Below are 20,734 nucleotides of genomic sequence, written 5' to 3'. Positions count from 1 at the left end.
CATGACACTTCAGTGGACGTGCACCGCTTCCCACTCCGGAAACGGATCCACCCACGCCAAGGCGTCCACACTGGACAAACAGCCCTCGAGTGCGTCCAGCAGAGCGACCTTCTCCAGCCCCACCCCGATGAACACGAGTTCCTGCCGCGGCGCGTCCTCGACACCCTGCGGCTCGAACCGGGCGACCGATCCGGCCTGCGACCACAGCCCGGTCACCCCCGGCCGCGACGCCAGCGAGAAGAACCCCTTCGACCGCAGGACCGTCCCGTACTCGCCGGAATCGAGCCGCTCGACGAAGTCCCACAATCGTTCCGGGTCGAACGCCCGCCCGGCGCGGAAGACCACGCTGGAGATCCCGTACTCCTCGGTCTCCGGGACGTGGTCGCCGTTGAGCTCGGCCACCCAGCCGGGTGCTTCCTGCGCCCGCTCGACGTCGTAACGCCCGGTACCGAGCAGCCGGTCGAGCGGGACCCGGCCGTGGGTCGAGACGACGACCTCGGCGGCCGGGTTGAGCCGCCGCAGCACCGCCGTCAGCCGTTCGACGGACGCCGCCGGGACGAGATCCGCCTTGTTCAGCAGGAGGACGTCGGCGAATTCGATCTGGTCCATCAGCAGGTCGCTGACCGTCCGCTCGTCGCCCTCGTACTGGTCCAGTTCGCGTTCGGTCAGCGCGTCGCCCGAAGCCAGTTCCCGTTCGAAGTTCACCGCGTCGACCACGGTCACCATCGTGTCGAGGCGCGCGGAGTCCAGCAGGGTGGCGCCGTCCTCACGGGCGAACGAGAACGTCGCCGCCACGGGCATCGGCTCCGAGATCCCGCTCGATTCGATGAGCAGGTAGTCGAACCGGCCGTCCGCGCAGAGCCGCGAGACCTCTTCCAGCAGGTCGTCGCGCAGGGTGCAGCAGATGCATCCGTTGGTCATTTCGACGAGCCGTTCCTCGGTGCGGGAAAGGCTGTTGCCGTCCCGCACCAGCGCGGCGTCGATGTTGACCTCGCTCATGTCGTTCACGATCACCGCGACCCGCAGCCCTTTGCGGTTGGCGAGGACGTGGTTGAGCACGGTCGTCTTTCCCGCGCCGAGGAACCCGGACAGCACCGTGACCGGCGTCGTCACTCTCCACCCTCATGGCCGTGTTCATTAAAGAAGTGTTTCATGAGCTTGCGGGGCACCAGTTTCGTCTCGCCGTTCACCTTGATCGGCACCAGGTCCGGTACGGCGGCCTTCCACTGTGAGCGCCGGGACCGGGTGTTGCTGCGCGACATCTTCCGCTTCGGGACCGCCATTACTTCGAACCTCCACGGCGGCCGTAGCGGCGGTGGAACTTCTCGACCTGTCCCGCGCTGTCCATGATCCGCTGGTTACCGGTCCAGAACGGGTGCGACCACGAGCTGATCTCGACGTTCACCACCGGATAGGTGTTGCCGTCACTCCACTCGATGGTCTGCTCGGAGGTGGCGGTGGAGCGCGTCAGGAAGGCGTCCCCGGTGGAGAGGTCCTTGAACACCACCGGGTGGTAGTCGGGGTGGATACCTGGTTTCACTGCGTTTCGTCCTTTCGGTTCGACACGTTCACGTCGTGCTTCTCGGGGTCGATTTCCGTGTCTTCACACGGTTCTTCATGCCACTCGCCGAACGGGTCCGGGTAGCGGAGCCATTCCTGCTCCCCGGCGGCCAGTTCCTCATCGGTCAGCAGGGCCCCGTGCAAGGCTGCTTCGACCTCGTCGGGGGTGGCCTGATCGGTGACGACGACGAGTTCCTGCGCGCGGTCGCCGAACAGCGGGTCCCAGCGCAGGGAGGCGAGCGTGCGGCGTTCGGGGGAGACGTCGGCCCAGTCCGGCCCGTCGGCGGCGGCGAGCCACGGCCCGGCGTGCCCGATACCGAGCCCGCCGCCCGCGGACTCGATCCACAGCGCCATATCCGGCTGGCTCGCCACCCAGAGCCGTCCCCGGCTCCGGACGACGCCGTCGAGCAGGACGTCGATCGCGTCGTGGAGCCGCTCCGGGTGGAACGGGCGCTGGGCGGTGAAGGTGAGCAGCCCGATCCCGCAGTCGGTGTGGACCGGCGGCTCGCCGTTCAGCAGCGCTCCGTGCATGTCGGTGACCTCGCCGCGCCGGGCTCCGGCGGGGACGGCGTCGAGCAAGGTCTTCCCGTCCACCGCGGACAGTTCGATCCGGGGGATCGACGGCGCGACCCGGTCGAGTACGGCCGAGGCCTTCGCCGCGGACCAGGCGTCGGTCGCCGCCCCGGCGAGGACGAGCAGGTCGGCGAACTCGACCTGAGCGAGCGCGACCTGGGCGACGGTGCGTTCGTCCTCGGGGCTGGCCTGCAGATTCCGTTCGGCCAGGGTGTCGTCGCCGGTGCAGTCGGCCAGCCACGCGGCGCAGTCGACGACGGCGAGCACGGCCTTCAGGTCGACGTCCTCGATCACCGGCCGGTCGCCGACGAGGACGTTCCGCAGCGCCCAGCTGACCGGTTCGGGCTCCATGGCCTCGTCGAGCCGGACCACGATGCGCCGCACCTGCGGCATGTCCGCGAGCTTGCGCAGCAGCGGCAATAGATCTTCGCGCAGCGTGCACGACACGCAGCCGTGCGCCAGTTCGAGGATCGTCTCCTGAGCGCGATCAGCCAGCCAGATCCGCCGCTTGACCACGCCGGAGTGAATCTGCCTCAGGTCGTGATGCACGACGGCGGTGCCGGGCTCGGCAAGGCGCAGCCGCTCGGCGAGGTCGGCGTTGGGTCCCGGTGCGAGGCCACTGATCAGGACGAGGGGCACGCGGGGGTTGTCGGTCACTGAAGCTCCGGGGCGTCGAGGGCGTTCGGGTTCGGCTGTGTAGAGTAAATGAAAACGACAACCGATATCAACTCGGGAGGGTGTATGTCCGCCGTGTGCCAGGTCACCGGCCGCAAACCGGGCTACGGGAAGCAGGTGTCGCATTCGCATCGCCGCACGTCCCGGCGCTGGGAACCGAATCTGCAGGCCAAGCGGTACTTCGTGCCGAGCGAAGGGCGCTGGGTCCGGCTGCGGGTCTCGGTGAAGGGCATGAAGACCATCGACAAGCGGGGGATCGAGGCCGTGGTGGCCGAACTCCGCGCGAAAGGGGTGAAGCTCTGATGGCCAAGAGCACCGACATCCGGCCGATCATCAAGCTCCGCTCGACCGCGGGCACCGGCTACACCTACGTCACGAAGAAGAACCGCCGGAACGACCCGGACCGCATGGTGCTGCGCAAATACGACCCGGTCGCGCGCAAGCACGTCGAGTTCAAGGAGGAGCGCTGATGGCCAAGAAGTCGAAGATCGCCAAGAACGAACAGCGCAAGGTGATCGCCGCCCGCTACGTCGAACGGCGGCGTGAGCTGAAGGCCACCATCGCCTCGCCGTCCGCTTCGCCGGAGGAGAAGGCCGCCGCGGTGTCCGCGCTGCAGGCGATGCCGCGCGACGCCAGCGCGACCCGGATCCGCAATCGCGACACCGCCGACGGCCGCCCGCGCGGCTACCTGCGGAAATTCGGGCTTTCCCGGGTCCGGATGCGGCAGATGGCGCACAGCGGCGAACTGCCCGGCGTCACGAAGTCGAGCTGGTGAAGGCGATGGCACGACCGACCCGGGACCGCCCCCTCAAGCGCAAGACGAACCTGCTGCACGCCAACAAGATCACCGAGGTCGACTGGAAGGACGTCGACCTGCTGCGGAAGTTCATCTCCGACCGGGGCAAGATCCGTGCCCGCCGGGTCACCGGATTGACACCCCGGCAGCAGAAACAGGTCGCGACGGCGATCAAGAACGCCCGTGAGATGGCGTTGCTTCCCTACCCCAACGCGGGCCGCTGAGGCCTGAGGTCCGGGCGGTGTTCACGCGCCGTCCGGACCGCGGCCCCTGTGGGAGAATCGGCGCCATGACGGAGAACCCCGGGCAGGCCGAGGAATTCGATCCCGAACTGCTGGCGCTGTGGGCGAAGGTGTTCGGCTTCGCCCGATCGGGGGCGACAGCGGATCTCGCCGCGTACGTCGACGCGGGCGTTTCGGCGAATCTGACCAACGACCGGGGTGACACGCTGGTCATGCTCGCCGCCTACCACGGTCACGCGGAGACCGTCGCGGCGCTGATCGAGCGCGGCGCCGATCCGAACCGGGAGAACGACCGCGGCCAGAGCCCGCTCGCCGGCGCGGTCTTCAAGAACGAACCCGAGGTCGTGAAAGCGCTCCTCGCGGGTGGTGCGGACCCGGCGGCGGGGGAGCCGTCCGCGATCGACGCGGCCAGGATGTTCGGCAACACCGAGCTGCTCGAGCTGCTCCAGGGCTGAGGCGGTTCTCACTCGGATCGCGGTCCGGGCCACTGAATCCTTACACTGCCCCGCATGGATGACCCGCATTACCTCTCCGGCCTCGACCTGGCCGGCCGTCGTGTCGTGATGATCGGTGGCGGGACGGTCGCCCAGCGCCGCCTGCCGCGGTTGATCGGCGCCGGCGCGCGGGTCGAACTGGTTTCGCCGCATACGACGCCGTCGGTGAGCGCCATGGCCGACGCGGGGGAGATCGTCTGGCACGAGCGCCGCTACACCGAAGGCGACCTCACCGACGCCTGGTACGCGCTGGCGTGCACGAACGACCCCGAGGTCAACGCCGCCGTCTGCGCCGAGGCCGAGCGCGCGCGCGTGTTCTGCGTCCGCGCCGACGACGGAGACCTCGGCAGCGCGGTCACCCCGGCCTCGGGCAGGCACGGCGGACTGCTGGTCGGCGTCCTTTCCGGCGGCGAGCCGCTGCGGTCGGCCACCGTCCGGGACAGCATCCTCGACGGCCTCCGCGACGGCACCGTCGCCGACGGCCGCGTGCCGGAGGCCCACGGCGATCTTCCCGGCGTCGCGCTGGTGGGCGGTGGCCCCGGCGACCCGGAACTGATCACCGTCCGCGGCCGTCGTCTCCTCGCCAGGGCCGACGTCGTCGTCGCCGACCGGCTCGCCCCGCGCGAACTGCTCGACGAGCTCTCGCCCGAGGTCGAGATCGTCGACGCCGCGAAGATCCCGTACGGCCGCGCCGCCAGCCAGGACGTGATCAACTCCACGCTGATCGACCGGGCCAAGGCCGGCAAGTTCGTCGTGCGGCTCAAGGGCGGCGACCCGTACCTGTTCGGCCGCGGTTTCGAAGAGGTCCTCGCCTGCGCCGAAGCGGGCATCCCGGTGACGATGGTCCCCGGTATCACGAGCGCGTTCTCCGTGCCCGCCGCCGCGGACGTCCCGGTGACCCACCGCGGGGTAGCCCACGAGGTCGTGGTGGTGTCCGGTCACGTCGCGCCGGACGACGAGAAGTCGCTGGTGGACTGGGATCTGCTGGCGAAGATGCGCGGCACGATCGTGCTGATGATGGGTGTCGAACGCCTTCCGCTGTTCACGAAGGCGCTCTTGGAGGGGCGGCCAGGCGACACGCCGGTCGCGATCGTCGAAGACGGCACGATGCGCACGCAGCGGGTTCTTCGATCCACTTTGGACAGTGTGGTCGAGGACGCGGCGGCGGCCGGGGTTCGGCCGCCCGCGGTGATCGTCTTCGGCCCGGTCGCGGGGCTGGCTCAGCTCTCCTGATCCCAGTCGGAGATGTAGAACCAGTCGGCCCCGTCGTCGCCTGGGGTGTCGAAGTCGCTCGCCCGGATCAGACCGGCCCGGACGGCGACCCGCTGTGACGCGATGTTCTCCGGCCGGACGCGGGCGATGACGAGGTCGTCCGGCCGGTGGGTGCGCGCCCAGTCCACCGCGGCGGTGGCGGCCTCGCTGGCATATCCCGCACCCCAGGAGGCCGGGAAGAACCGGTAGAAGAGGTTCAGGACCGCGTGCCGCCGGAAGCCGACGATCTTCACGCCGCAGAACCCCATCGGCTCCGGCGAATCCCGCCGCCGGACCGTCCAGTACCCGAAGCCGTACCGGTCCCACTGGTGCGACCAGCGGAGCAGCAGCAGTTCCGCGTCCTTACGGGTCTCCACCATGTCCGAGGGGTTGTGCGCGCAGGCCTCGGGGTCGGTGTGGAGGGCGTAGATCACGTCGAGGTCTTCGGGCACGGGACGGCGCAGGAACAGCCGTTCGGTCCGCAGTTCCTCCGCACCCGCGTCCCGGGTTGGCGCCGGTTCAGCGGTCATGGCAGCGCGCCGAGAACTCGGCGATGGCCTCGGTCAGGCGGCTCGGATCGAACCGCAGTTCGACCGGGCTCCTCGCCTGGACGAACTCGGCGGCCGGCATGTCCGCGGCCAGCGTGTCGGCGTCGCCGAAGGGGTGGATCGGGTCGCGTTCGTGCCCGATGACCAGCGCCGGGGTCTCGATCTTCCGCCGGATCGACTTGGGCGGCGCGATCCGGCCGAAGAGCACGCCGTGCAGGAGCGCGGCCATCGACGCGGGCTGCTGCGACAGCGTGTCGGTGACCACGTCGACCCACTGGTTGCCGTGCGGGACGAGCTTCGCGGCCAGCGCCACCCCCTGCACGGTCACCGGCAGGAACCGGGCCGCCATGAGCAGTGGCGTGAACGTGATCAGCCCGGCGACGATCGCGTTGTCCAGCACGGGCATCTCGACGATCAGGCCGAGCGCGCGTTCGGGCGCGGCGACACCCACTTCGAGCGCGACGTTGGCGCCCAGCGACGTCCCGCCGACGACCGCGGAGTCGATCTCCAGATGGTCGAGCAGCGCGACGGTCTGCTCCGCGAACGCGGGCATCGAGTACAGCCATGAGTCGGTCGGGCGGTCCGAATCGCCGTGACCGAGCAGGTCGAGGGTCACGGTCCGGAAGCCGGCGCGCGCCAGCCTGCGGGCGAGTGGGGCGTGCATCCGCCTGGTCAGCATGATGCCGTGGGTGAGCACGACCACCCGGTCGCCGGAGCCGAACTCGGTGTAGGCGAGCCGGTGGCCTTCATGGGTGAAGGACCCCGACAGCTCGATGGGCCGGGAAGAGCGTTCCCGCTCCCGTCCGGGGATCAGTGCGGGCAGGTCGGCGACCGCGGTGGCGCTGCTGGCCGGGCTCATCTCCCACCGTCCTTCGTCGATCATCGTGTACTCGCCGGTAGTACTCGGTAGTACCAGGAAAGCATCTCGGGCCCCCTTGGGCACAGTGGCCGTTGGCAGCCTGTCAATGTCATGAGTCAAGATGACCCCATGACCGCTACGACTGACAGTCTTCCCGATCTCGTTTCGCTCAAGGTGGAGATCGACGGGCACGTCGCCGAAGTAACCTTGCTCGGCCCGTCCAAGGGCAACGCGATGGGGCCCGACTTCTGGCGCGAACTGCCGATCGTCTTCCGTGCGCTCGACGCGGACCCGCAGGTCAGGGCGGTCGTGCTGACCGGCAGCGGCAAGCACTTCTCCTACGGGCTCGACCTGCCGGCGATGATGCCCAGCTGGGGCGAAATGCTCGGCGGCGACGCGCTCGCGGGCCCGCGGACGAAGTTCCTCGACGAGGTCAAGACCCTCCAGGCGAGCGTGTCCTCGATCGCGGAATGCCGCAAACCGGTTATCGCGGCCGTTTCCGGCTGGTGCATCGGCGGCGGTGTCGACGTGATCGCGGCCGCCGACGTCCGGCTGGCGAGCGCGGACGCGAAGTTCAGCGTGCGCGAGGTCAAGGTCGCGATCGTCGCCGACCTCGGCAGCCTGCAGCGGCTCGCGCCGATCATCGGCGAGGGGCGCCTGCGCGAACTGGCTTTGACCGGCAAGGACGTCGACGCCGCCCGTGCGGAGAAGATCGGCCTGGTGAACGACGTCTACGCGGACCAGGAGACGCTGCTGGCCGAAGCGCGCAAGATGGCGCAGGAGATCGCCGCCAACCCGCCGCTGGTCGTACAGGGCACCAAGAACGTCCTTTCGGCCAACACCGAACGCCAGGTCGCCGAAGGCCTCCGTTACGTCTCGGCCTGGAACGCGGCGTTCCTGCCCAGCAAGGACCTCGGCGAGGCCGTGCAGGCCTTCCTCGAGCGGCGCGCGCCGGAGTTCAAGGGAGAGTAGAAAGAACCCGCGGCCACCCGGCGGACCAGGAGGACGAACGTGAGCGCTTCGGAGGCACACCGCACGTTCCGCGAGGCGCGGGACTACCTGCAGACCCATCGCGAGGACTACGAAACCGCGTATCGCGAGTTCACCTGGCCCCGGCCCGCCGAGTTCAACTGGGCGCTGGACTGGTTCGACGTCATCGCGGCCGACCCGGCCAATCAGGATCGGTACGCGCTGTGGATCGTCGAAGAGGACGGCGCCGAGAATCGCTGGACCTACCCGGAGATGGCCCGCCGGTCGAATCAGGTCGCGAACTGGCTGCGCTCACTCGGCGTCCGCCGGGGCGACCGCTTGATCCTCATGCTGGGCAACCAGGGCGAGCTGTGGCAGACGATCCTGGCCGCGATCAAACTGGGCGCGGTCATCATCCCGGCCTCGACCCTGCTCGGCCCGGCGGACCTCACCGACCGGGTCGAGCGGGGCGCGGCGAAACACGTGGTGATCCGCTCCGCCGACGCGTACAAGTTCGAGAACGTCGACGGCGGCTACACCCGGATCGCCGTCGGCCAGCAGGTCGAAGGCTGGCAGTCCTTCGTGGACGCCTACGACCAGCCCGACGAGTTCACCCCGGACGGGCCGACCGCGGCGGACGACCCGCTCCTGCTCTACTTCACCTCGGGCACGACCGCGAAGCCGAAACTGGTGCAGCACACGCAGGTCTCGTACCCGATCGGCCATCTGTCCACAATGTACTGGATCGGGCTCGAACCGGGCGACGTCCACCTCAACATCTCCTCGCCGGGCTGGGCGAAACACGCGTGGAGCAACGTCTTCGCGCCGTGGAACGCCGAAGCGACGGTGTTCCTCTACAACTACGCGCGCTTTGACGCGGTTTCCCTGATGGCGCAGATGCAGCGCTGCGGCATCACCAGTTTCTGCGCCCCGCCGACGGTGTGGCGGATGCTGATCCAGGCGGACCTGTCCGTGCTGAAGACCCCGCCGAGCAAGGTGGTCGGCGCGGGCGAACCGCTCAATCCCGAGGTGATCGACCAGGTCGAGAAGGCTTGGGGTGTCACGATTCGCGACGGTTTCGGCCAGACGGAGAGCAGCGTCCAGATCGCCAACACCCCCGGACAGGAGGTCGTGCCGGGGTCGATGGGCCGGCCGCTGCCCGGGTTCACGGTCGCGCTCGTCGACCCGGTCACCGGTGAGCGCGCGCAAGAGGGCGAGATCTGTCTCGACCTGGACGAGCGCCCGGTCGGGCTGATGACCGGATACGCGGACGACGAGGAACGCTCCGCCGCGGCCTTCGCGAACGGCTTCTACCACACCGGCGACGTCGGATCGATCGACGAACGCGGCTACATCACCTACGTGGGCCGGACCGACGACGTCTTCAAGGCGTCGGACTACCGGATCTCGCCGTTCGAACTGGAAAGTGTCCTGCTGGAACACGCGGCCGTCGCCGAGGCGGCCGTGGTCCCGGCGCCCGACCCGATCCGGCTCGCGGTGCCGAAGGCGTACGTCGTCCTCGCCGACGGGCATGAGCCGACCGCCGGGACCGCGGTGTCCATCCTGGCCTTCTGCCGCGAGCATTTGGCGCCGTACAAGCGGATCCGGCGGCTGGAGTTCGCGGAGCTGCCGAAGACGATCTCCGGCAAGATCCGCCGCGTCGAACTGCGGGGCCGCGAGACCGAAACCGGCGAGCGGCCGGCGGGGGAGTTCCGCGAAGAGGACTTTCCGCAGCTGAAGAGCTGACCGCCTCCGGTGCGCCCGGCACGCATTTAGTCCTCTATTTGCGTGCCGGGGCCCGTGTGGGTCGAACGACCCACAGTGTGACAGCTGAAGACGCGTTAGCCTCCCGGGTAGTGAATCGTTGACATCCCGTGGGGGTCACGGGACTCACCTTCCCTGCCTTGAAAGGTGTTCCTGTCATGCGCATTCGTCTTCTCCTGCCGATGCTCGCCCTCGTGGCCGGGCTCGGCACCGCGGTGGCCGCTCCGGCCGCCGCCGATCCGGGCCCGGTGACGGCGGGCGACGTCGCCGCCGCCGACGCCTGTTACACCTGGGGACGCACCCTGTCCGAGGGCGCGTCCGGCGACGACGTCCGGCAGCTGCAGATCCGGGTCGCCGGATACCCCGGCTACGGCGGCGTGCTGGCCCTCGACGGCCAGTTCGGCGCGGGTACCAAGGCCGCCGTGACCCGGTTCCAGCAGGCGTACGGGCTGGGCGCGGACGGCATCGCCGGATCGGCCACGTTCGCGAAGATCTACGAGTTGCAGGACAACGACTGCACGCCGGTCAACTTCACCTACGCGGAACTGAACCGGTGCAACTCGGACTGGTCGGGCGGCAACGTCCCGGCCGCGACGGCGAAGGCTAACGCGCTGGTGTCGATGTGGAAGCTGCAGGCGATGCGGCACGCCGTGGGTGACCGGCCGATCGACGTCAACGGCGGCTTCCGCAGCGTGGCCTGCAACAACGCGGTCGGCGGGGCGACGAACAGCCGCCACCTCTACGGGGACGCGGTCGACCTGGGCGCGGGTTCGCAGGGCTTCTGCGGCCTGGCGAAGCAGGCCCGCAACCACGGGTTCAGTGAGATCCTCGGACCGGGCTACCCCGGCCACGACGATCACACGCATGTGGCGCACCGCTCCAGCCGGTTCTGGTCGGCGTCCTCCTGCGGGATCTGATCCGTCACTCCCAACGCCACAGCGAAGGCGGCCGTCCTCCTTTCGGGAGGGCGGCCGCGTGCTCGGTGGTCCTGCGCAACCCGGGGACCCGCTCCATGATCCGGCCCAGATTGGCCGGATAGGGGCGGTCCCCGGTCAGCGCTTCGGTCGCGTCGAGCGCTTGCGCCGTGGTGAAGGTCGGTCCCAGCAGCCCGGCGGTGAAAGCGACGTCCCGCCACAGCCGGTCGGCCAGCAGCGGGCGGCAGTCCGCGACGATCCGGTCGTGGTCGAACGCCAGTGGCGGTACCGCGTCCAGCGGAGTCCACACCACGTTCCCGTGCTCGCCGAGCGCGGGAACGGTGGTGGCCCACAGCGCGATGGAGAGAGTCGGGCCGCGCGGGTCTCGATTCGGCTCGTCGAAGGTGACGAGCTGACCCGTCGCCGAGAGCGCGTCCGGCGGCAGCCCGAGTTTCGTGACCGCCGCCCGGCCCGCTGCGTCCCTCAGCCGTTCCCCGAGCCCGAGCAGCACCCCGGGCAAGGCGAGTTCCCCTTCGAATGGCTCCGCGGCACGCGGTGCGATTCCCAGCAGGACGGTCCGCGCGCCGGGGTCGAACCGCACCACCAGCACGTCGACGGACACCGGAGTCGAGTCGATCACGCGTAGATTGTCGACCTTGCCTCCGTGACCCGGTAACCGGCCCTGTCCGGGCCGTACCCGGTGACGGCGACCGGCAGCCGCGCGCCGAACCAGGCCAGTGGATCCGGCAGGTCGACGGCGGGGGAGCCGGGGCCGTCCACGACCTTCAGCCCCGCCGCGTCGAGATGGGTCACCGCGAACGCGTCCACGCCTTCGCAGGCCGCGATCGCGTAGTCCAGCAGCGCCGCGTCGAGATGCCCCGCCCGCCACGCGCCCTGGTACTCGCCGATGTCGTTGTGCGCCTCGGGAAAACGGGCGAGCACGGAAGCGGATTCGGTGGGAAGCGGCCCCGCGCCGTGCCGGGTGAGATACGTCCGCGTCACGCCCAGTACGGTGTGCCGACGCCCGCCCAGCAGTGCGCGGGCGTTGTGCGGGGTGGTCGTGGACCACGTCGTATGCGGATGGAATCCGTGGTGCTGATCGAGGAGAACCCCCTGCGCTCCCTCGAAGACCACGCGGCCGCTGTCGGCGAGCCGTCCCGTTTCGTCGCCTTCGGTGATCCGCACCGCGTCCGCGAAATCGCGGTACAGCGCCACCAATTCCCCCACCCCGTGCGGCGGGGTGGCGAGCGGCGCGTAGAACCGCGCGAGCGCGTCGAGCTTGCGCCGCAGCACCGCCGGCCGTGTGCAGTCGGCGACCGTGGGTGCTTCGCCCGGTGTCCCGATCACCTCCTGGTTCTCCACCCGGTCACCCGGGGCGGCCTCGGACAGCAGCGAGTACCAGACGGTCTCGCCGATGCCTTTTCCACACGAGCCATGCCGTTTCGCGCCACGGGCGTCCTCCCGCGCCCGATTGGCGTGAATGTGGAACGGGGTGGTCAGCAGCGCTCGTCCGTCGACGCTCAGCATCGACAGCGGATCCGCGACGCCGACGGTTTCGAGCTGCCGGGCTTCGGCGGCCAGCGCGAACGGTTCGACCAGGACGAATCGCGACAGATGGGTGGGCACGTCCGCGAAGGTGCCCGCCCCGAATTGGCTGAACGTGTGGTGCCGTCCGTTCTCGACGACGTTGTGCGCGGCTTGCGCGCCGCCGTTGAACCGGACGACGGCGGTGGTGGGCCGGTCGGCGCAGAGCGCGTCGACCACGGCTCCCTTGCCTTCGTCGCCGAAACCGAGCCCGACCACCACCACGTGCCCGTCCAGGAGGCTCATCGCAGCACCACGTGGTCCGGACCGCCGGGTTCGGGCACCGCCGAGGTGACGACCGTCCGGCTTCCGAGCTTCGCCAGCGCCTTGCCGACCGCCGCGCTTTCGGCGGCCGAACCGATGTCCGCGAGATCGGCGAGCGCCCGGTCGACGTCGACGACCTGTTCCTCCACCCCGATCGTGGCCGCGATCAGCTCGCACACCGCGCCGGGGTCGTCGAGTTTGAGGAAGTTCTGGCCGAGCAGACCGCTCCAGTGCTCGCCGATCTCGGGGTCGTTGTAGTACGAAGACTGGTTCGGCAGCACGAAGTAGACGTGCCACTTGCGGGCGAGCTCCCGGTACACCGACGCGGGATCGATGTCCTCCCGCACATCGTCACCGATCACCCGGCGGAGGTGGCGTGCTTCCAGCGCCGGCTTGTTCAGCTCGTCGCCGATGAGGAACAGGTAACCCTTGCGGCCGCGTTTCCGCCAAGCGTCGGTGACCACGTGCCGAGCCATGAAATACGCGGCCAGTTCGTAGGATTCGCTCTTCTGCCCGCCGCCACCGCCTTCGAGGAAGATCGTGCGCAGCTGCTCGTCCATCCGGTTGTCCGATTCGAACTGCCCGACCTGCAACGGCACCCGGTCGCTGTCCGCGTCGCCGATCGCGCCGAACAGGACCTGCGGATCGGCCAGATAGCCGCGGCGCTTCAGCAAGCCGTGCAGTTTGCCGAGCTTGCCCTGCATGACCCGCGGTACCCGGCGCATCGAGCCGGTGACGTCGAACAGCACCGCGATCGGCGTCGAATCGGCGTGCTCGGCCGAATCCCGGCATTCCCGGACGGCGTTCAGCGGATCGAGCGCGGGCGCGACCTTCCACTCTTTCGCGGGCTTGGAGCGGAGATCGGCGGTGTAGCCGAAATCGTCCTCGCCCTTGGCCGCGCGGAAGGTTTTCGCGGCGGCGTAGGCGTTGTCGTCCCAGTGTCCGTGTCCCATGGTCAGGCTCCTGTCTCGGGGATGGTGAAGGGTCGGAAGGTGCGGGGGCCGTACAGCTCGCCGATCAGGTCGTCGTATTCGTCGAGCAGATCGACGGCGTCGGGCCGTTGGCCCGGGGCTTCTTGGGTGCACCACGTGGCGAACTCACGTTGGCGGGTTTCTCCGGGCGCCAGCAGGGAAAGCATCAGCTGGTGGAGCATGTGGACGTCGGTGGCCGAGGTCATCGGCAGTCCTTTGTGGACTTCGGGTGGATAGTCGACGGAGTTGTCCGCCGCGAGCGGGAGCGCACCGTCTTCGACGGCGAAGGACCAGCCGATCAGGACGATGCCGTGCCGTCCGGGATGGACCAGCACGTTGTCCGCGGTCAGATGGCCATGGACGACGCCCGCCCGGTGTGCTCCCGCGACGGCGCGCAGGAGACGCCGGTGCATCCAGGCGTAATCGCGGCCGTCGAGACCGTCCGGAAAGGCTTTCCCGACGTCGGCGAGCGTGATGAACCCGTCGACGAGTGGCTCGAGGACACTGAACGCCCGCTCGCCCCGCCCCACCGAGCCTGAGGTGTCCAGCAGCCGCGGGTAGTAAGGGCGCAGCCAGCGGTGACGCTCGGTGAAGGCGTCGAGCGTGCGCAACGCCGCCCACTCGGCGTGGATCAGCGGGTTCAGCGCCGGGTCGCGGACGAGTTTGACCAGATGAGGTCCGGGGGTGCGGTACGTCGTCGCGACACTGCCCACCGCGTGCGGGCGGGTGAGGTGGTAGGCCGACGTCGCCGTGGTGACCGTCTGGCCGCGGCCGCGTTTCCAGTCGTCGTAAAGGCGATTGAGGGTCGCGGCCGCCTTGTGGGCGCGTGGTTCGCCGGGATTCCGGTCGGGGTGCAGCGCGGCGGCCAGCGCTCGGTAGTGACGGTGAGCGAGCCGCGGGTCGGTGTCGAACAGAGCCGCCGCTTCGGCCGCGTTCTCGATCGCCATCACGGCTTCGTCCCTGGTGAGCATAGTTTGAGTCTAGACGACTCTTACTCGGTGTGACAAGGGGCTGGGAGAAGATCTTGTCGGCATAAATCCTGTGCCCGGCCGTGCTGGCCGATGCCTACCCTGGAGCGACCATGCGGGGGTGATCGGTGATATCCCAGGAGCAGTCACGCGGCAGCGAGGAGCGAACCTGGGCCGTGGCGGTCCTGGTCGTGCTCGGAGTCGTTCTGGGGTTCCTCGCGGCGTTCGCCGGTCGATGGGCCATCGAGGGGCTGGGCGGGACCCACGCCGTGCGCGCGGTGGTCAGCGAGTCGGACTTCACGATCACCGAAGGACAGAACGGTCCGCGCACCACCTACGAGGTCCGGGCGATCACCGAAGACCGTCGCGTGATCGAACTGCCGGTGAACGGGGAATTCCACCGTGGGGAGCCCGTGGTCGCCCGGCTTTCCTCGCTGACGGACCGGGTGCTGTCCGTGCGCGGCGCGACCGCCGAGGTGGAGGCCCATCACACCTGGGAGAAGACCGTCGCGATGTCACTGGGCGGCCTGCTCTTCGCGTTCGGTGTCGTGGTCGCGTGGCGGCTACGCCGGCCGCTGTCGTCGCCCCTGGGGACGCACAGAGCGATTCCGTCGCTCCTGGCCGGTGTCAGCTTGGCCGCGTTCGTCGTGCTGACGCCGGTCGGGTTCGGCAAGACGGCGTATCACGCGACGGGACGTCCGGTCCTGGAACTGTGGAAGTACGGTCGTGAGGCCGGGGATCCGCCGGCGGTCGGACGAGGGGGGACCGTCGTGGCCGGGGGACTGTCTCTCCGCGTGACCGGGATCGCGGCGGAGCCGCCGGAAGGCGCCGCCGCGTGGCTGAGCGACTTCCGGGTCCTCGCGCTTCGGGTCGAGGCGACCGGACTGGGTGACACCTCGCTGCGGCTGTCCGCCGACGAGCACGGCGAGCCGCGGCGGGTCGAAGGCTGCGCGGGCGCTCCGGGCGCTTTCGACGGCACCAGGGGGCTGGTCTGTTTCGTGGTCCCGCCCGGCTATCGGCCTGGCTACCTCCTCGTCGGGGAACGCGACCATGAAGCGTGGTTGACCCTCCAGTGATTCGAGGAAGGGAAATTCGTGCCGGGCAAGCCACAGAATTCCAGGGTTCTTTTCCGGGCATTGTTGGCCGGTGTCCCGTACGTCTTCCTGCTGTGTGTCGTCTGGGGACACTTCGGTGCCTACGTGCGTGAATTGAATACCGGCGAGGAAGTCACGGTCACCGGGATTTCGGGATGCGCCGAAGGGGGAGCGCCGATGAGCGGTCTGATTCCCTTCTGTTCGGGAGAGTGGCGGTTCGACGACGGGCGCACCGGTCGCGGAAATATCGAGGGTGACAAGGCTGCCGCGGGTGACAGGATCTTCGCCGGCGACGGATTCGTCTACCGGTCGAAGTCCTCGCTGATCTGGTCCTTGTCGGTGGTCGGCCTGTTCGGTGTGGTGTTGCTGGGCATGGCGGTCGGCCTTGGCGTCCTGTACCGGCTGGACGCGGTCCGGCGGCGGCGTCGGCGGAACTGACGTCGCCGGGCGCTCAGAGCCGGGTCGCTTCGATCTGCCGCTCGTCCTCGGTCGAGCAACTCGTCACCGGATCGTTCGGCCCGCTCCCGCACGTCCACGCGCCGATCACCACCGGGCCGGGCCCCTGCGGCGAGTTGGCTTCGGCGGGCGTCAACTTGGCGAAGTAGTCCGTGAGCACCTGTGTCGCTTCGGCGCATTCGGTCTTCCCGCGGGCGACGACCTTGTTCTTCGCGCCCTGGAATCCGGTGATCTCACCGCAGGGAGTTCCGGTGAGTGCCTGGTCGGCGGCGGGAGCGGGGGAGGACGACGCCGGCGCGGCCGAGGGTGCCGGGTCGGCCCCGCAGCCGCTCAGCAGGACGACGGCGACCGCTGCGGGGAGTATGGAGAGGCTCTTCATGGGCCCTTCTTTTCGGGGACGGTTCATTCGACGGGGACAACGGCGGCGAACACGTTCTGCTCGCCCTTGCTGCAACTGGTGCCGCCTTGCGCGGCGGGTGCGCCGGAAACGCACAACCAGCCGTCGACGGTCTCGCTGACCGGTTCGTCCGAGCCGGCGGACTGGCGTCCGGCGATCCTCTTGTGGAACGAGCCGACGATCCCGGTCGCGTCCGCGCACGAGACCCCCGGCCCGTTGAGCACCTGCAGGGTCAGCCCGCTCGCCGCGGTGACCGTGCCGCACGAACCCTGTACCGGTTCAGCGGGTTTCGGCTTGGGGGCGGGATTCGGGGCAGCCGGCGATGCCGGCGCGGTCTGCGAAGGGATCGGCGGCACCGAAGCGCTGGACATGCTCGAAGGCGACGTAGTGGCCGGGGGAGCCGGCGTGGAGGTGACGGGCGGTGGCGGGCCTTCGCCCGAACAGGCGGCGAGGATTCCGGCGGCGACGCAGACCGCGATCAGTCGCCGCCACGATCCCGTGGTCGTCGAGACGGGCAAGGCGATCCTTTCGTCGGCCGGTCGTGGCCGGCCCATTCTGACCCGGCCGGACCCGATGTCGTGGCATTGAGCCACGTTCGATGCGCGGCAGGTTATCGCGCCCTCGGCGCGGCGGTACGCGAGGACCGCCAAATAACTGTCCACTGTGGACAATTAACATGCCGTTCACGGCGCGACAACACACCGCTGTCGTCGCGAATCGATCGGACGAATCCGGGGCAGGGCCGTTAACGCCGGCCCCTGTTCTGCCGAAAAGACAAGTGAGCGCTCCGGCGTGTCCCAGTCCCCGTCACCCGAAACCGTGAGAGCGATGAAGACCGACGAACAGAACGATCCCGCGTCATTCGAGGCCACCGCACCGGCGAGCGCGGAGCTGCCGCCCACGGCACCGTGCACCGTCGTCTGGTGCGGCGGCCGCCCGTACGTCCTGGAGAGTTCCGCCGGGCACACCCGCTGGATGGGTACCGACCACCGGGGCAGGCCCGTGGCGCTGACCAGCGCGGACCTGCAACGCCGCGGCTGGAGCCACACCCGGGCCAGCTGACGCCGGAGGACCTGCCGTCGCTGGATAGGCTGCGCTGGTGAGTACGCCCCCCGAACCGAGCGTGACCAGCGAAGAGCCCTCTTTGCTGCGGCAGGCCCTGAACGTTCCCAACATGCTTTCGATACTCCGGCTCGCCGGGGTGCCGGTCTTCCTGTGGCTGCTCCTCGGCCCGAAGGAGGACGGCTGGGCGCTCGCGCTGCTCGTGTTCAGCGCGCTCACCGACTGGCTCGACGGCAAACTCGCCCGCTGGCTCAACCAGATGTCGCGGCTCGGGCAGCTGCTCGACCCCGCCGCCGACCGGCTCTACATCCTCGCGACGCTCGTCGCCTTCCTGATCCGCGACATCGTCCCGTGGTGGCTGGTGGTCCCGCTGGTCGTCCGCGAGGCCGTACTGGGCGTCTGCGTGCTGCTCCTGCGCCACCGCGGATTCGCCCCGCCGGAGGTCACCTACATCGGCAAGGGCGCCACCTTCGTGCTGATGTACGCCTTCCCGTTCCTGCTGCTCACCCAGGGTGGATCCGACATCGCCGCGATCGCCCGCCCGATCGGGTACGCGTTCACGGCCTGGGGTGCCGTGCTGTACGTCTATTCGGGCGTGTTGTACGTCGTACAGACGGTGCGGGCGCTGCGGTCGGCCTAGCTTCCGGGAGGCGCCGGGCGCGTGGCCCGGCGGGATGCGAAACTTCGCGCGTCGGTTTCGAGTGAGGGCACCCAGAAAGGGGAGCGGCGTTGTCCACTCCAGAAGAACTGCGCTACACCGAGGAGCACGAGTGGGTCTCCGTGCGCGACGGAGGGCTCGTGCGCGTGGGCATCACGGAGTACGCGCAGGACCAGCTCGGTGACGTGGTGTTCGTCGAGCTGCCAGAGGTCGGCAAGCAGGTCGGCGCGGGTGACGCGTTCGGCGAGGTCGAATCGACCAAGAGCGTTTCGGAGCTGTTCGCCCCGCTCGACGGCGAGGTGGTCGCGGTCAACGACGCGGTGACCGAGTCGCCCGAGCTGATCAACAGCGACCCCTACGGCGAGGGCTGGCTGATCGAGCTTCGCCTCGACGACGCGAGCACGGTGGATTCCCTGCTCGAGGCCGAGGCCTACCAGGCGCTGATCAAGGAATAGCCGCAGGCCGCGGCCGTCCGCTCCGAGTAGGGGGAGCCGCGGACCGGAGATTCGATCAGGCACGGTACGTTTGTCCTCTACACGTTCTTGAGTAGTGGCAACACACATGCGTTAGGAGAGCTCAGGTGAGCACGAACGACGGGCCCGGCGTTCCCCCGGAGCAGTCTCCGGAGCGGACTTCTGTCTTCCGGGCCGACTTCCTGGCCGACGTCGAAGGCACTGAGGCTCCTCCGGCTGCCGAGGCCCCTGTCCAGGGTGTGGACGCGCTGCCCGCGGGTTCCGCCCTGCTGGTCGTCAAGCGGGGCCCGAACGCGGGTTCGCGCTTCCTGCTGGACCGCGACACCACCAGTGCGGGACGGCATCCGGACAGCGACATCTTCCTCGACGACGTCACGGTCTCCCGGCGGCACGCGGAGTTCCGCCGTGAGGGTGGCGAGTTCGTCGTCATCGACGTCGGCAGCCTCAACGGCACCTACGTCAACCGCGAGCCGGTCGACCAGGCCGTCCTCGCCGGTGGCGACGAGGTTCAGATCGGCAAGTTCCGCCTGGTCTTCCTGACCGGCCCGGGTCACGGGGGCCAGGGGGCACAGTGACGGCGGCCGGGCGGCCTGATCGGGATGCGTCGCAGCGCGATGGGTTGAGCATCGGGGCCGTGCTGGCACAGCTGCGCGGCGACTTCCCCGATGTCACCATCTCCAAGATCCGGTTCCTCGAGGCGGAGGGTCTGGTCCAGCCGGGCCGGACCCCGTCCGGGTACCGGCAGTTCGCTCCGGCGGACGTGGAGCGGTTGCGGTTCGTCCTGTCCGCCCAGCGGGATCACTACCTTCCGCTGAAGGTCATCAAGGAACAGCTGGACGCGGCGGATCAGGGCGCCGCGCCGTCGGCGGTGGGGCCCAAACCGCCGCGGAAACTCGTTTCGCTCGAAGCCCCGGGGGAGAACGGCGGACTGCCGTCCCCCGGGGATTTCGAGAGCGACCGCGAGCTGAGGCTGACCGAGGAAGATCTACTCCGCCAGGCCGGCATCGACGCCGCCACCCTGGCTGAGCTGCGGCAATACGGTCTAGTCCGCCCGGGAGCTGCGGGGTTCTTCGACCCCGACGCGGTCCTCGTGGCGAAGACCGTGAAGGCGATGACCGAATTCGGTATCGAGCCGAGACATCTGCGTGCCTTCCGGGCCGCGGCCGACCGCGAAGTCGGTCTGCTGGAGCAGATCGTGACCCCGGTGTATCGGCACCGTGACGAGGACGCGCAAGCGAGGGGTGACGAGGTCGTCCGCGAGCTCGCCGCGCTGACCGTGGCGTTACATACGCTCTTGGTGAAGGCCGGAATACGGGCCGTCACGGGCGGCTGAACGGCTCCCGGGGAGCCGGAACCGTTGTGAGGTCACTTGTCAATGACTGAATGTTCGGCACCCTATGCCGTACCGTGAGAGTTGGGTTTGCCGCGAGCGAACCGAGAATGTCTGGACAGCGAGCACAGCGCTCGGAAGACGGGTAGCGTCGGGATCGCCGTCGCTTGGTCGTCGAGACAAGCGTTGCAGCCCGTGCGCACGAGAGGGAGGCGAAGCCCGATGAGCGAGATGCGCGTCGTCGGCGTGCGGGTGGAGTTACCCGCGAATCAGCCGATCTTGTTGCTGCGGGAAACCGAAGGCGAGCGCTACCTGCCGATCTGGATCGGCTCGGTCGAGGCCACCGCCATCGCCTTGGAGCAGCAGGGAGTCCGCCCGGCCCGTCCGCTCACCCATGACCTGCTCAAGGAGGTCATCGGAGCGTTGGGCCGAGAGCTGGAGCAGGTCGTCATCACCGACCTGAAGGAAGGCACGTTCTTCGCGGAACTGGTCTTCGACGGGGATATCCGGGTTTCGGCGCGGCCGAGCGATTCGGTCGCGCTGGCGCTGCGGGTGGGGGTCCCGATCCACGCCGTGGACGCGGTGCTGGAGGAAGCGGGCCTCATCATCCCCGACGAGCAGGAGGACGAGGTCGAGAAGTTCCGCGAGTTCCTCGACTCCGTCTCGCCGGAAGACTTCCGCGGCGCGGATACCTGATCGGCTCGTGAGTGGTGGGGGGGGGTTTCCCCCCCCCCCCCCCCCCCCCCCCCCCCCCCCCTCTCCCCCCCCCCCCCACCCCCCCCCCCCCCCCCCCCCCCCTCCCCCCCCCCCCCCCCCCCCCCCCCCCCCCTCC

Annotated in this window: 30 protein-coding genes; 18 read left to right on the top strand and 12 right to left on the bottom strand. The window is 69.3% G+C overall.

Translation table 11 applies throughout. The annotated features are described in order from the left end of the window. Positions 1-9 precede the first annotated feature (9 nt). The 4 genes from ACZ7KI_RS35070 to mrf are packed head-to-tail and all read right to left on the bottom strand — an operon-like array spanning position 10 to position 2,790. A complete protein-coding gene (locus tag ACZ7KI_RS35070; RefSeq protein WP_470277310.1) occupies positions 10-1,113 on the bottom strand; it encodes a GTP-binding protein in 1,104 nt (367 codons plus the stop codon). Beyond that, positions 1,110-1,283, bottom strand: coding sequence for a 50S ribosomal protein L32 (gene rpmF / locus ACZ7KI_RS35065; protein WP_470277309.1), 174 nt, complete (start codon positions 1,281-1,283; stop codon positions 1,110-1,112). The genes ACZ7KI_RS35070 and rpmF overlap by 4 nt, the downstream gene beginning before the upstream one ends. Next, on the bottom strand, positions 1,283-1,540 hold the full coding sequence (locus ACZ7KI_RS35060; RefSeq protein WP_020635049.1) for a type B 50S ribosomal protein L31: 258 nt from the start codon (positions 1,538-1,540) through the stop codon (positions 1,283-1,285). Before ACZ7KI_RS35060 ends, rpmF begins: the two co-directional genes overlap by 1 nt. Next, positions 1,537-2,790: a ribosome hibernation factor-recruiting GTPase MRF gene (mrf, locus tag ACZ7KI_RS35055; RefSeq protein ID WP_470277308.1), complete on the bottom strand. Its 1,254-nt coding sequence runs from the start codon at positions 2,788-2,790 to the stop codon at positions 1,537-1,539. The genes ACZ7KI_RS35060 and mrf overlap by 4 nt, the downstream gene beginning before the upstream one ends. 84 nt (positions 2,791-2,874) lie before the next feature. Between mrf and rpmB the strand changes: the two genes are divergently transcribed. The 6 genes from rpmB (at position 2,875) to cobA (ending at position 5,573) form a co-directional block, all read left to right on the top strand. After that, on the top strand, positions 2,875-3,111 hold the full coding sequence (gene rpmB / locus ACZ7KI_RS35050) for a 50S ribosomal protein L28 (protein WP_005149951.1): 237 nt from the start codon (positions 2,875-2,877) through the stop codon (positions 3,109-3,111). Continuing rightward, positions 3,111-3,278, top strand: a complete 168-nt coding sequence (gene rpmG, locus ACZ7KI_RS35045) for a 50S ribosomal protein L33 (RefSeq protein ID WP_005149953.1) — start codon at positions 3,111-3,113, stop codon at positions 3,276-3,278. The genes rpmB and rpmG overlap by 1 nt, the downstream gene beginning before the upstream one ends. After that, positions 3,278-3,583, top strand: a complete 306-nt coding sequence (gene rpsN / locus ACZ7KI_RS35040) for a 30S ribosomal protein S14 (RefSeq protein WP_470277307.1) — start codon at positions 3,278-3,280, stop codon at positions 3,581-3,583. Before rpmG ends, rpsN begins: the two co-directional genes overlap by 1 nt. Positions 3,584-3,588: 5 nt before the next feature. After that, positions 3,589-3,828 (top strand): 30S ribosomal protein S18, encoded by a 240-nt coding sequence (rpsR, locus tag ACZ7KI_RS35035; RefSeq protein WP_465501758.1) that lies wholly within the window; start codon positions 3,589-3,591, stop codon positions 3,826-3,828. Positions 3,829-3,893: 65 nt separating this feature from the next. Further along, positions 3,894-4,301: an ankyrin repeat domain-containing protein gene (locus ACZ7KI_RS35030; RefSeq protein ID WP_470277306.1), complete on the top strand. Its 408-nt coding sequence runs from the start codon at positions 3,894-3,896 to the stop codon at positions 4,299-4,301. Positions 4,302-4,355: 54 nt separating this feature from the next. Beyond that, on the top strand, positions 4,356-5,573 hold the full coding sequence (cobA, locus tag ACZ7KI_RS35025) for a uroporphyrinogen-III C-methyltransferase (protein WP_470277305.1): 1,218 nt from the start codon (positions 4,356-4,358) through the stop codon (positions 5,571-5,573). Here the strand turns inward: cobA and ACZ7KI_RS35020 are convergent. Next, positions 5,561-6,121 carry a GNAT family N-acetyltransferase gene (locus ACZ7KI_RS35020; RefSeq protein WP_470277304.1) on the bottom strand — a complete coding sequence of 187 codons (561 nt, stop codon included), beginning with the start codon at positions 6,119-6,121 and terminating at the stop codon, positions 5,561-5,563. The genes cobA and ACZ7KI_RS35020 overlap by 13 nt on opposite strands. Beyond that, the gene (locus tag ACZ7KI_RS35015; RefSeq protein WP_470277340.1) at positions 6,111-6,998 is read right to left on the bottom strand and encodes an alpha/beta fold hydrolase; all 888 of its coding nucleotides are present in this window, start codon (positions 6,996-6,998) and stop codon (positions 6,111-6,113) included. Before ACZ7KI_RS35015 ends, ACZ7KI_RS35020 begins: the two co-directional genes overlap by 11 nt. Before the next feature lie 129 nt (positions 6,999-7,127). Here ACZ7KI_RS35015 and ACZ7KI_RS35010 point away from each other — a divergent pair, with 129 nt between their 5' ends. From ACZ7KI_RS35010 to ACZ7KI_RS35000, 3 genes are all read left to right on the top strand, one after another. Continuing rightward, on the top strand, positions 7,128-7,970 hold the full coding sequence (locus ACZ7KI_RS35010; RefSeq protein ID WP_470277303.1) for a crotonase/enoyl-CoA hydratase family protein: 843 nt from the start codon (positions 7,128-7,130) through the stop codon (positions 7,968-7,970). Positions 7,971-8,009: 39 nt separating this feature from the next. Further along, positions 8,010-9,713: an AMP-binding protein gene (locus ACZ7KI_RS35005; RefSeq protein WP_470277302.1), complete on the top strand. Its 1,704-nt coding sequence runs from the start codon at positions 8,010-8,012 to the stop codon at positions 9,711-9,713. A 176-nt stretch (positions 9,714-9,889) separates the two neighbouring features. Continuing rightward, entirely contained in the window at positions 9,890-10,648 is a 759-nt protein-coding gene (locus tag ACZ7KI_RS35000) for a D-Ala-D-Ala carboxypeptidase family metallohydrolase (protein WP_470277301.1), read from the top strand. A 4-nt stretch (positions 10,649-10,652) separates the two neighbouring features. On the opposite strand, the gene ACZ7KI_RS34995 is transcribed toward ACZ7KI_RS35000, so the two are convergent. From ACZ7KI_RS34995 to ACZ7KI_RS34980, 4 genes are read right to left on the bottom strand one after another with little or no spacing between them, the layout of a single operon-like run. After that, the gene (locus ACZ7KI_RS34995) at positions 10,653-11,285 is read right to left on the bottom strand and encodes an NUDIX hydrolase (RefSeq protein WP_470277300.1); all 633 of its coding nucleotides are present in this window, start codon (positions 11,283-11,285) and stop codon (positions 10,653-10,655) included. Then, positions 11,282-12,475, bottom strand: coding sequence for an adenylosuccinate synthetase (locus ACZ7KI_RS34990; RefSeq protein WP_470277299.1), 1,194 nt, complete (start codon positions 12,473-12,475; stop codon positions 11,282-11,284). The genes ACZ7KI_RS34995 and ACZ7KI_RS34990 overlap by 4 nt, the downstream gene beginning before the upstream one ends. Continuing rightward, a complete protein-coding gene (locus ACZ7KI_RS34985) occupies positions 12,472-13,446 on the bottom strand; it encodes a hypothetical protein (protein ID WP_470277298.1) in 975 nt (324 codons plus the stop codon). Before ACZ7KI_RS34985 ends, ACZ7KI_RS34990 begins: the two co-directional genes overlap by 4 nt. A 2-nt stretch (positions 13,447-13,448) precedes the next feature. After that, positions 13,449-14,435, bottom strand: a complete 987-nt coding sequence (locus ACZ7KI_RS34980) for an adenylate cyclase (protein ID WP_470277297.1) — start codon at positions 14,433-14,435, stop codon at positions 13,449-13,451. Positions 14,436-14,608: 173 nt separating this feature from the next. Between ACZ7KI_RS34980 and ACZ7KI_RS34975 the strand changes: the two genes are divergently transcribed. Both ACZ7KI_RS34975 and ACZ7KI_RS34970 read left to right on the top strand, forming a co-directional pair. Next, complete coding sequence (locus tag ACZ7KI_RS34975) at positions 14,609-15,508, top strand: hypothetical protein (protein WP_470277296.1); 900 nt, start codon at positions 14,609-14,611, stop codon at positions 15,506-15,508. A gap of 195 nt (positions 15,509-15,703) precedes the next feature. Next, positions 15,704-15,964: a hypothetical protein gene (locus ACZ7KI_RS34970; protein ID WP_470277295.1), complete on the top strand. Its 261-nt coding sequence runs from the start codon at positions 15,704-15,706 to the stop codon at positions 15,962-15,964. A gap of 13 nt (positions 15,965-15,977) precedes the next feature. Here the strand turns inward: ACZ7KI_RS34970 and ACZ7KI_RS34965 are convergent, their stop codons facing one another. After that, positions 15,978-16,361 carry a hypothetical protein gene (locus tag ACZ7KI_RS34965; RefSeq protein WP_470277294.1) on the bottom strand — a complete coding sequence of 128 codons (384 nt, stop codon included), beginning with the start codon at positions 16,359-16,361 and terminating at the stop codon, positions 15,978-15,980. Between the two features lie 23 nt (positions 16,362-16,384). Continuing rightward, the gene (locus tag ACZ7KI_RS34960) at positions 16,385-16,750 is read right to left on the bottom strand and encodes a hypothetical protein (protein WP_470277293.1); all 366 of its coding nucleotides are present in this window, start codon (positions 16,748-16,750) and stop codon (positions 16,385-16,387) included. Positions 16,751-16,784: 34 nt separating this feature from the next. Here ACZ7KI_RS34960 and ACZ7KI_RS34955 point away from each other — a divergent pair, with 34 nt between their 5' ends. The 7 genes from ACZ7KI_RS34955 to ACZ7KI_RS34925 all read left to right on the top strand — a co-directional run bounded on the left by ACZ7KI_RS34955 (position 16,785) and on the right by ACZ7KI_RS34925 (position 20,598). Further along, entirely contained in the window at positions 16,785-16,967 is a 183-nt protein-coding gene (locus tag ACZ7KI_RS34955; protein ID WP_470277292.1) for a hypothetical protein, read from the top strand. A 240-nt stretch (positions 16,968-17,207) separates the two neighbouring features. Next, positions 17,208-17,441, top strand: a complete 234-nt coding sequence (locus ACZ7KI_RS34950) for a hypothetical protein (RefSeq protein WP_465501773.1) — start codon at positions 17,208-17,210, stop codon at positions 17,439-17,441. Between the two features lie 37 nt (positions 17,442-17,478). Beyond that, a complete protein-coding gene (locus ACZ7KI_RS34945) occupies positions 17,479-18,081 on the top strand; it encodes a cardiolipin synthase ClsA (RefSeq protein ID WP_470277291.1) in 603 nt (200 codons plus the stop codon). An 89-nt stretch (positions 18,082-18,170) separates the two neighbouring features. After that, entirely contained in the window at positions 18,171-18,554 is a 384-nt protein-coding gene (gene gcvH, locus ACZ7KI_RS34940) for a glycine cleavage system protein GcvH (RefSeq protein ID WP_061989543.1), read from the top strand. A 125-nt stretch (positions 18,555-18,679) separates the two neighbouring features. After that, positions 18,680-19,147: a glycogen accumulation regulator GarA gene (garA, locus tag ACZ7KI_RS34935; RefSeq protein ID WP_037305121.1), complete on the top strand. Its 468-nt coding sequence runs from the start codon at positions 18,680-18,682 to the stop codon at positions 19,145-19,147. Next, positions 19,144-19,905 carry a transcriptional regulator FtsR gene (gene ftsR / locus ACZ7KI_RS34930; protein ID WP_465501775.1) on the top strand — a complete coding sequence of 254 codons (762 nt, stop codon included), beginning with the start codon at positions 19,144-19,146 and terminating at the stop codon, positions 19,903-19,905. The genes garA and ftsR overlap by 4 nt, the downstream gene beginning before the upstream one ends. Before the next feature lie 219 nt (positions 19,906-20,124). Further along, positions 20,125-20,598 (top strand): bifunctional nuclease family protein, encoded by a 474-nt coding sequence (locus ACZ7KI_RS34925; protein WP_005150031.1) that lies wholly within the window; start codon positions 20,125-20,127, stop codon positions 20,596-20,598. Positions 20,599-20,734: the final 136 nt, after the last annotated feature.

The organism is Amycolatopsis sp. NPDC039088 (assembly GCF_055598845.1).
Note: the sequence above shows the minus strand (reverse complement) of the source record. Positions and strands in the feature narration are given on the sequence as shown.

What these genes read in the sequence shown, in the direction of transcription:
- ACZ7KI_RS34960 (WP_470277293.1), bottom strand. Translation starts at nt 16,750, where the DNA reads ATGTCCAGCGCTTCGGTGCCGCCGATCCCTTCGCAGACCGCGCCGGCA.
- ACZ7KI_RS35020 (WP_470277304.1), bottom strand. Translation starts at nt 6,121, where the DNA reads ATGACCGCTGAACCGGCGCCAACCCGGGACGCGGGTGCGGAGGAACTG.
- ACZ7KI_RS34970 (WP_470277295.1), top strand. Translation starts at nt 15,704, where the DNA reads ATGAGCGGTCTGATTCCCTTCTGTTCGGGAGAGTGGCGGTTCGACGAC.
- ACZ7KI_RS34990 (WP_470277299.1), bottom strand. Translation starts at nt 12,475, where the DNA reads ATGAGCCTCCTGGACGGGCACGTGGTGGTGGTCGGGCTCGGTTTCGGC.
- ACZ7KI_RS34965 (WP_470277294.1), bottom strand. Translation starts at nt 16,361, where the DNA reads ATGAAGAGCCTCTCCATACTCCCCGCAGCGGTCGCCGTCGTCCTGCTG.
- cobA (WP_470277305.1), top strand. Translation starts at nt 4,356, where the DNA reads ATGGATGACCCGCATTACCTCTCCGGCCTCGACCTGGCCGGCCGTCGT.
- ACZ7KI_RS34980 (WP_470277297.1), bottom strand. Translation starts at nt 14,435, where the DNA reads ATGCTCACCAGGGACGAAGCCGTGATGGCGATCGAGAACGCGGCCGAA.
- ACZ7KI_RS35015 (WP_470277340.1), bottom strand. Translation starts at nt 6,998, where the DNA reads ATGAGCCCGGCCAGCAGCGCCACCGCGGTCGCCGACCTGCCCGCACTG.
- ACZ7KI_RS34925 (WP_005150031.1), top strand. Translation starts at nt 20,125, where the DNA reads ATGAGCGAGATGCGCGTCGTCGGCGTGCGGGTGGAGTTACCCGCGAAT.
- rpmF (WP_470277309.1), bottom strand. Translation starts at nt 1,283, where the DNA reads ATGGCGGTCCCGAAGCGGAAGATGTCGCGCAGCAACACCCGGTCCCGG.
- ACZ7KI_RS34985 (WP_470277298.1), bottom strand. Translation starts at nt 13,446, where the DNA reads ATGGGACACGGACACTGGGACGACAACGCCTACGCCGCCGCGAAAACC.
- rpsN (WP_470277307.1), top strand. Translation starts at nt 3,278, where the DNA reads ATGGCCAAGAAGTCGAAGATCGCCAAGAACGAACAGCGCAAGGTGATC.
- rpmG (WP_005149953.1), top strand. Translation starts at nt 3,111, where the DNA reads ATGGCCAAGAGCACCGACATCCGGCCGATCATCAAGCTCCGCTCGACC.
- rpsR (WP_465501758.1), top strand. Translation starts at nt 3,589, where the DNA reads ATGGCACGACCGACCCGGGACCGCCCCCTCAAGCGCAAGACGAACCTG.
- ACZ7KI_RS35000 (WP_470277301.1), top strand. Translation starts at nt 9,890, where the DNA reads ATGCGCATTCGTCTTCTCCTGCCGATGCTCGCCCTCGTGGCCGGGCTC.
- ACZ7KI_RS34950 (WP_465501773.1), top strand. Translation starts at nt 17,208, where the DNA reads ATGAAGACCGACGAACAGAACGATCCCGCGTCATTCGAGGCCACCGCA.
- rpmB (WP_005149951.1), top strand. Translation starts at nt 2,875, where the DNA reads ATGTCCGCCGTGTGCCAGGTCACCGGCCGCAAACCGGGCTACGGGAAG.
- ACZ7KI_RS35030 (WP_470277306.1), top strand. Translation starts at nt 3,894, where the DNA reads ATGACGGAGAACCCCGGGCAGGCCGAGGAATTCGATCCCGAACTGCTG.
- ACZ7KI_RS35010 (WP_470277303.1), top strand. Translation starts at nt 7,128, where the DNA reads ATGACCGCTACGACTGACAGTCTTCCCGATCTCGTTTCGCTCAAGGTG.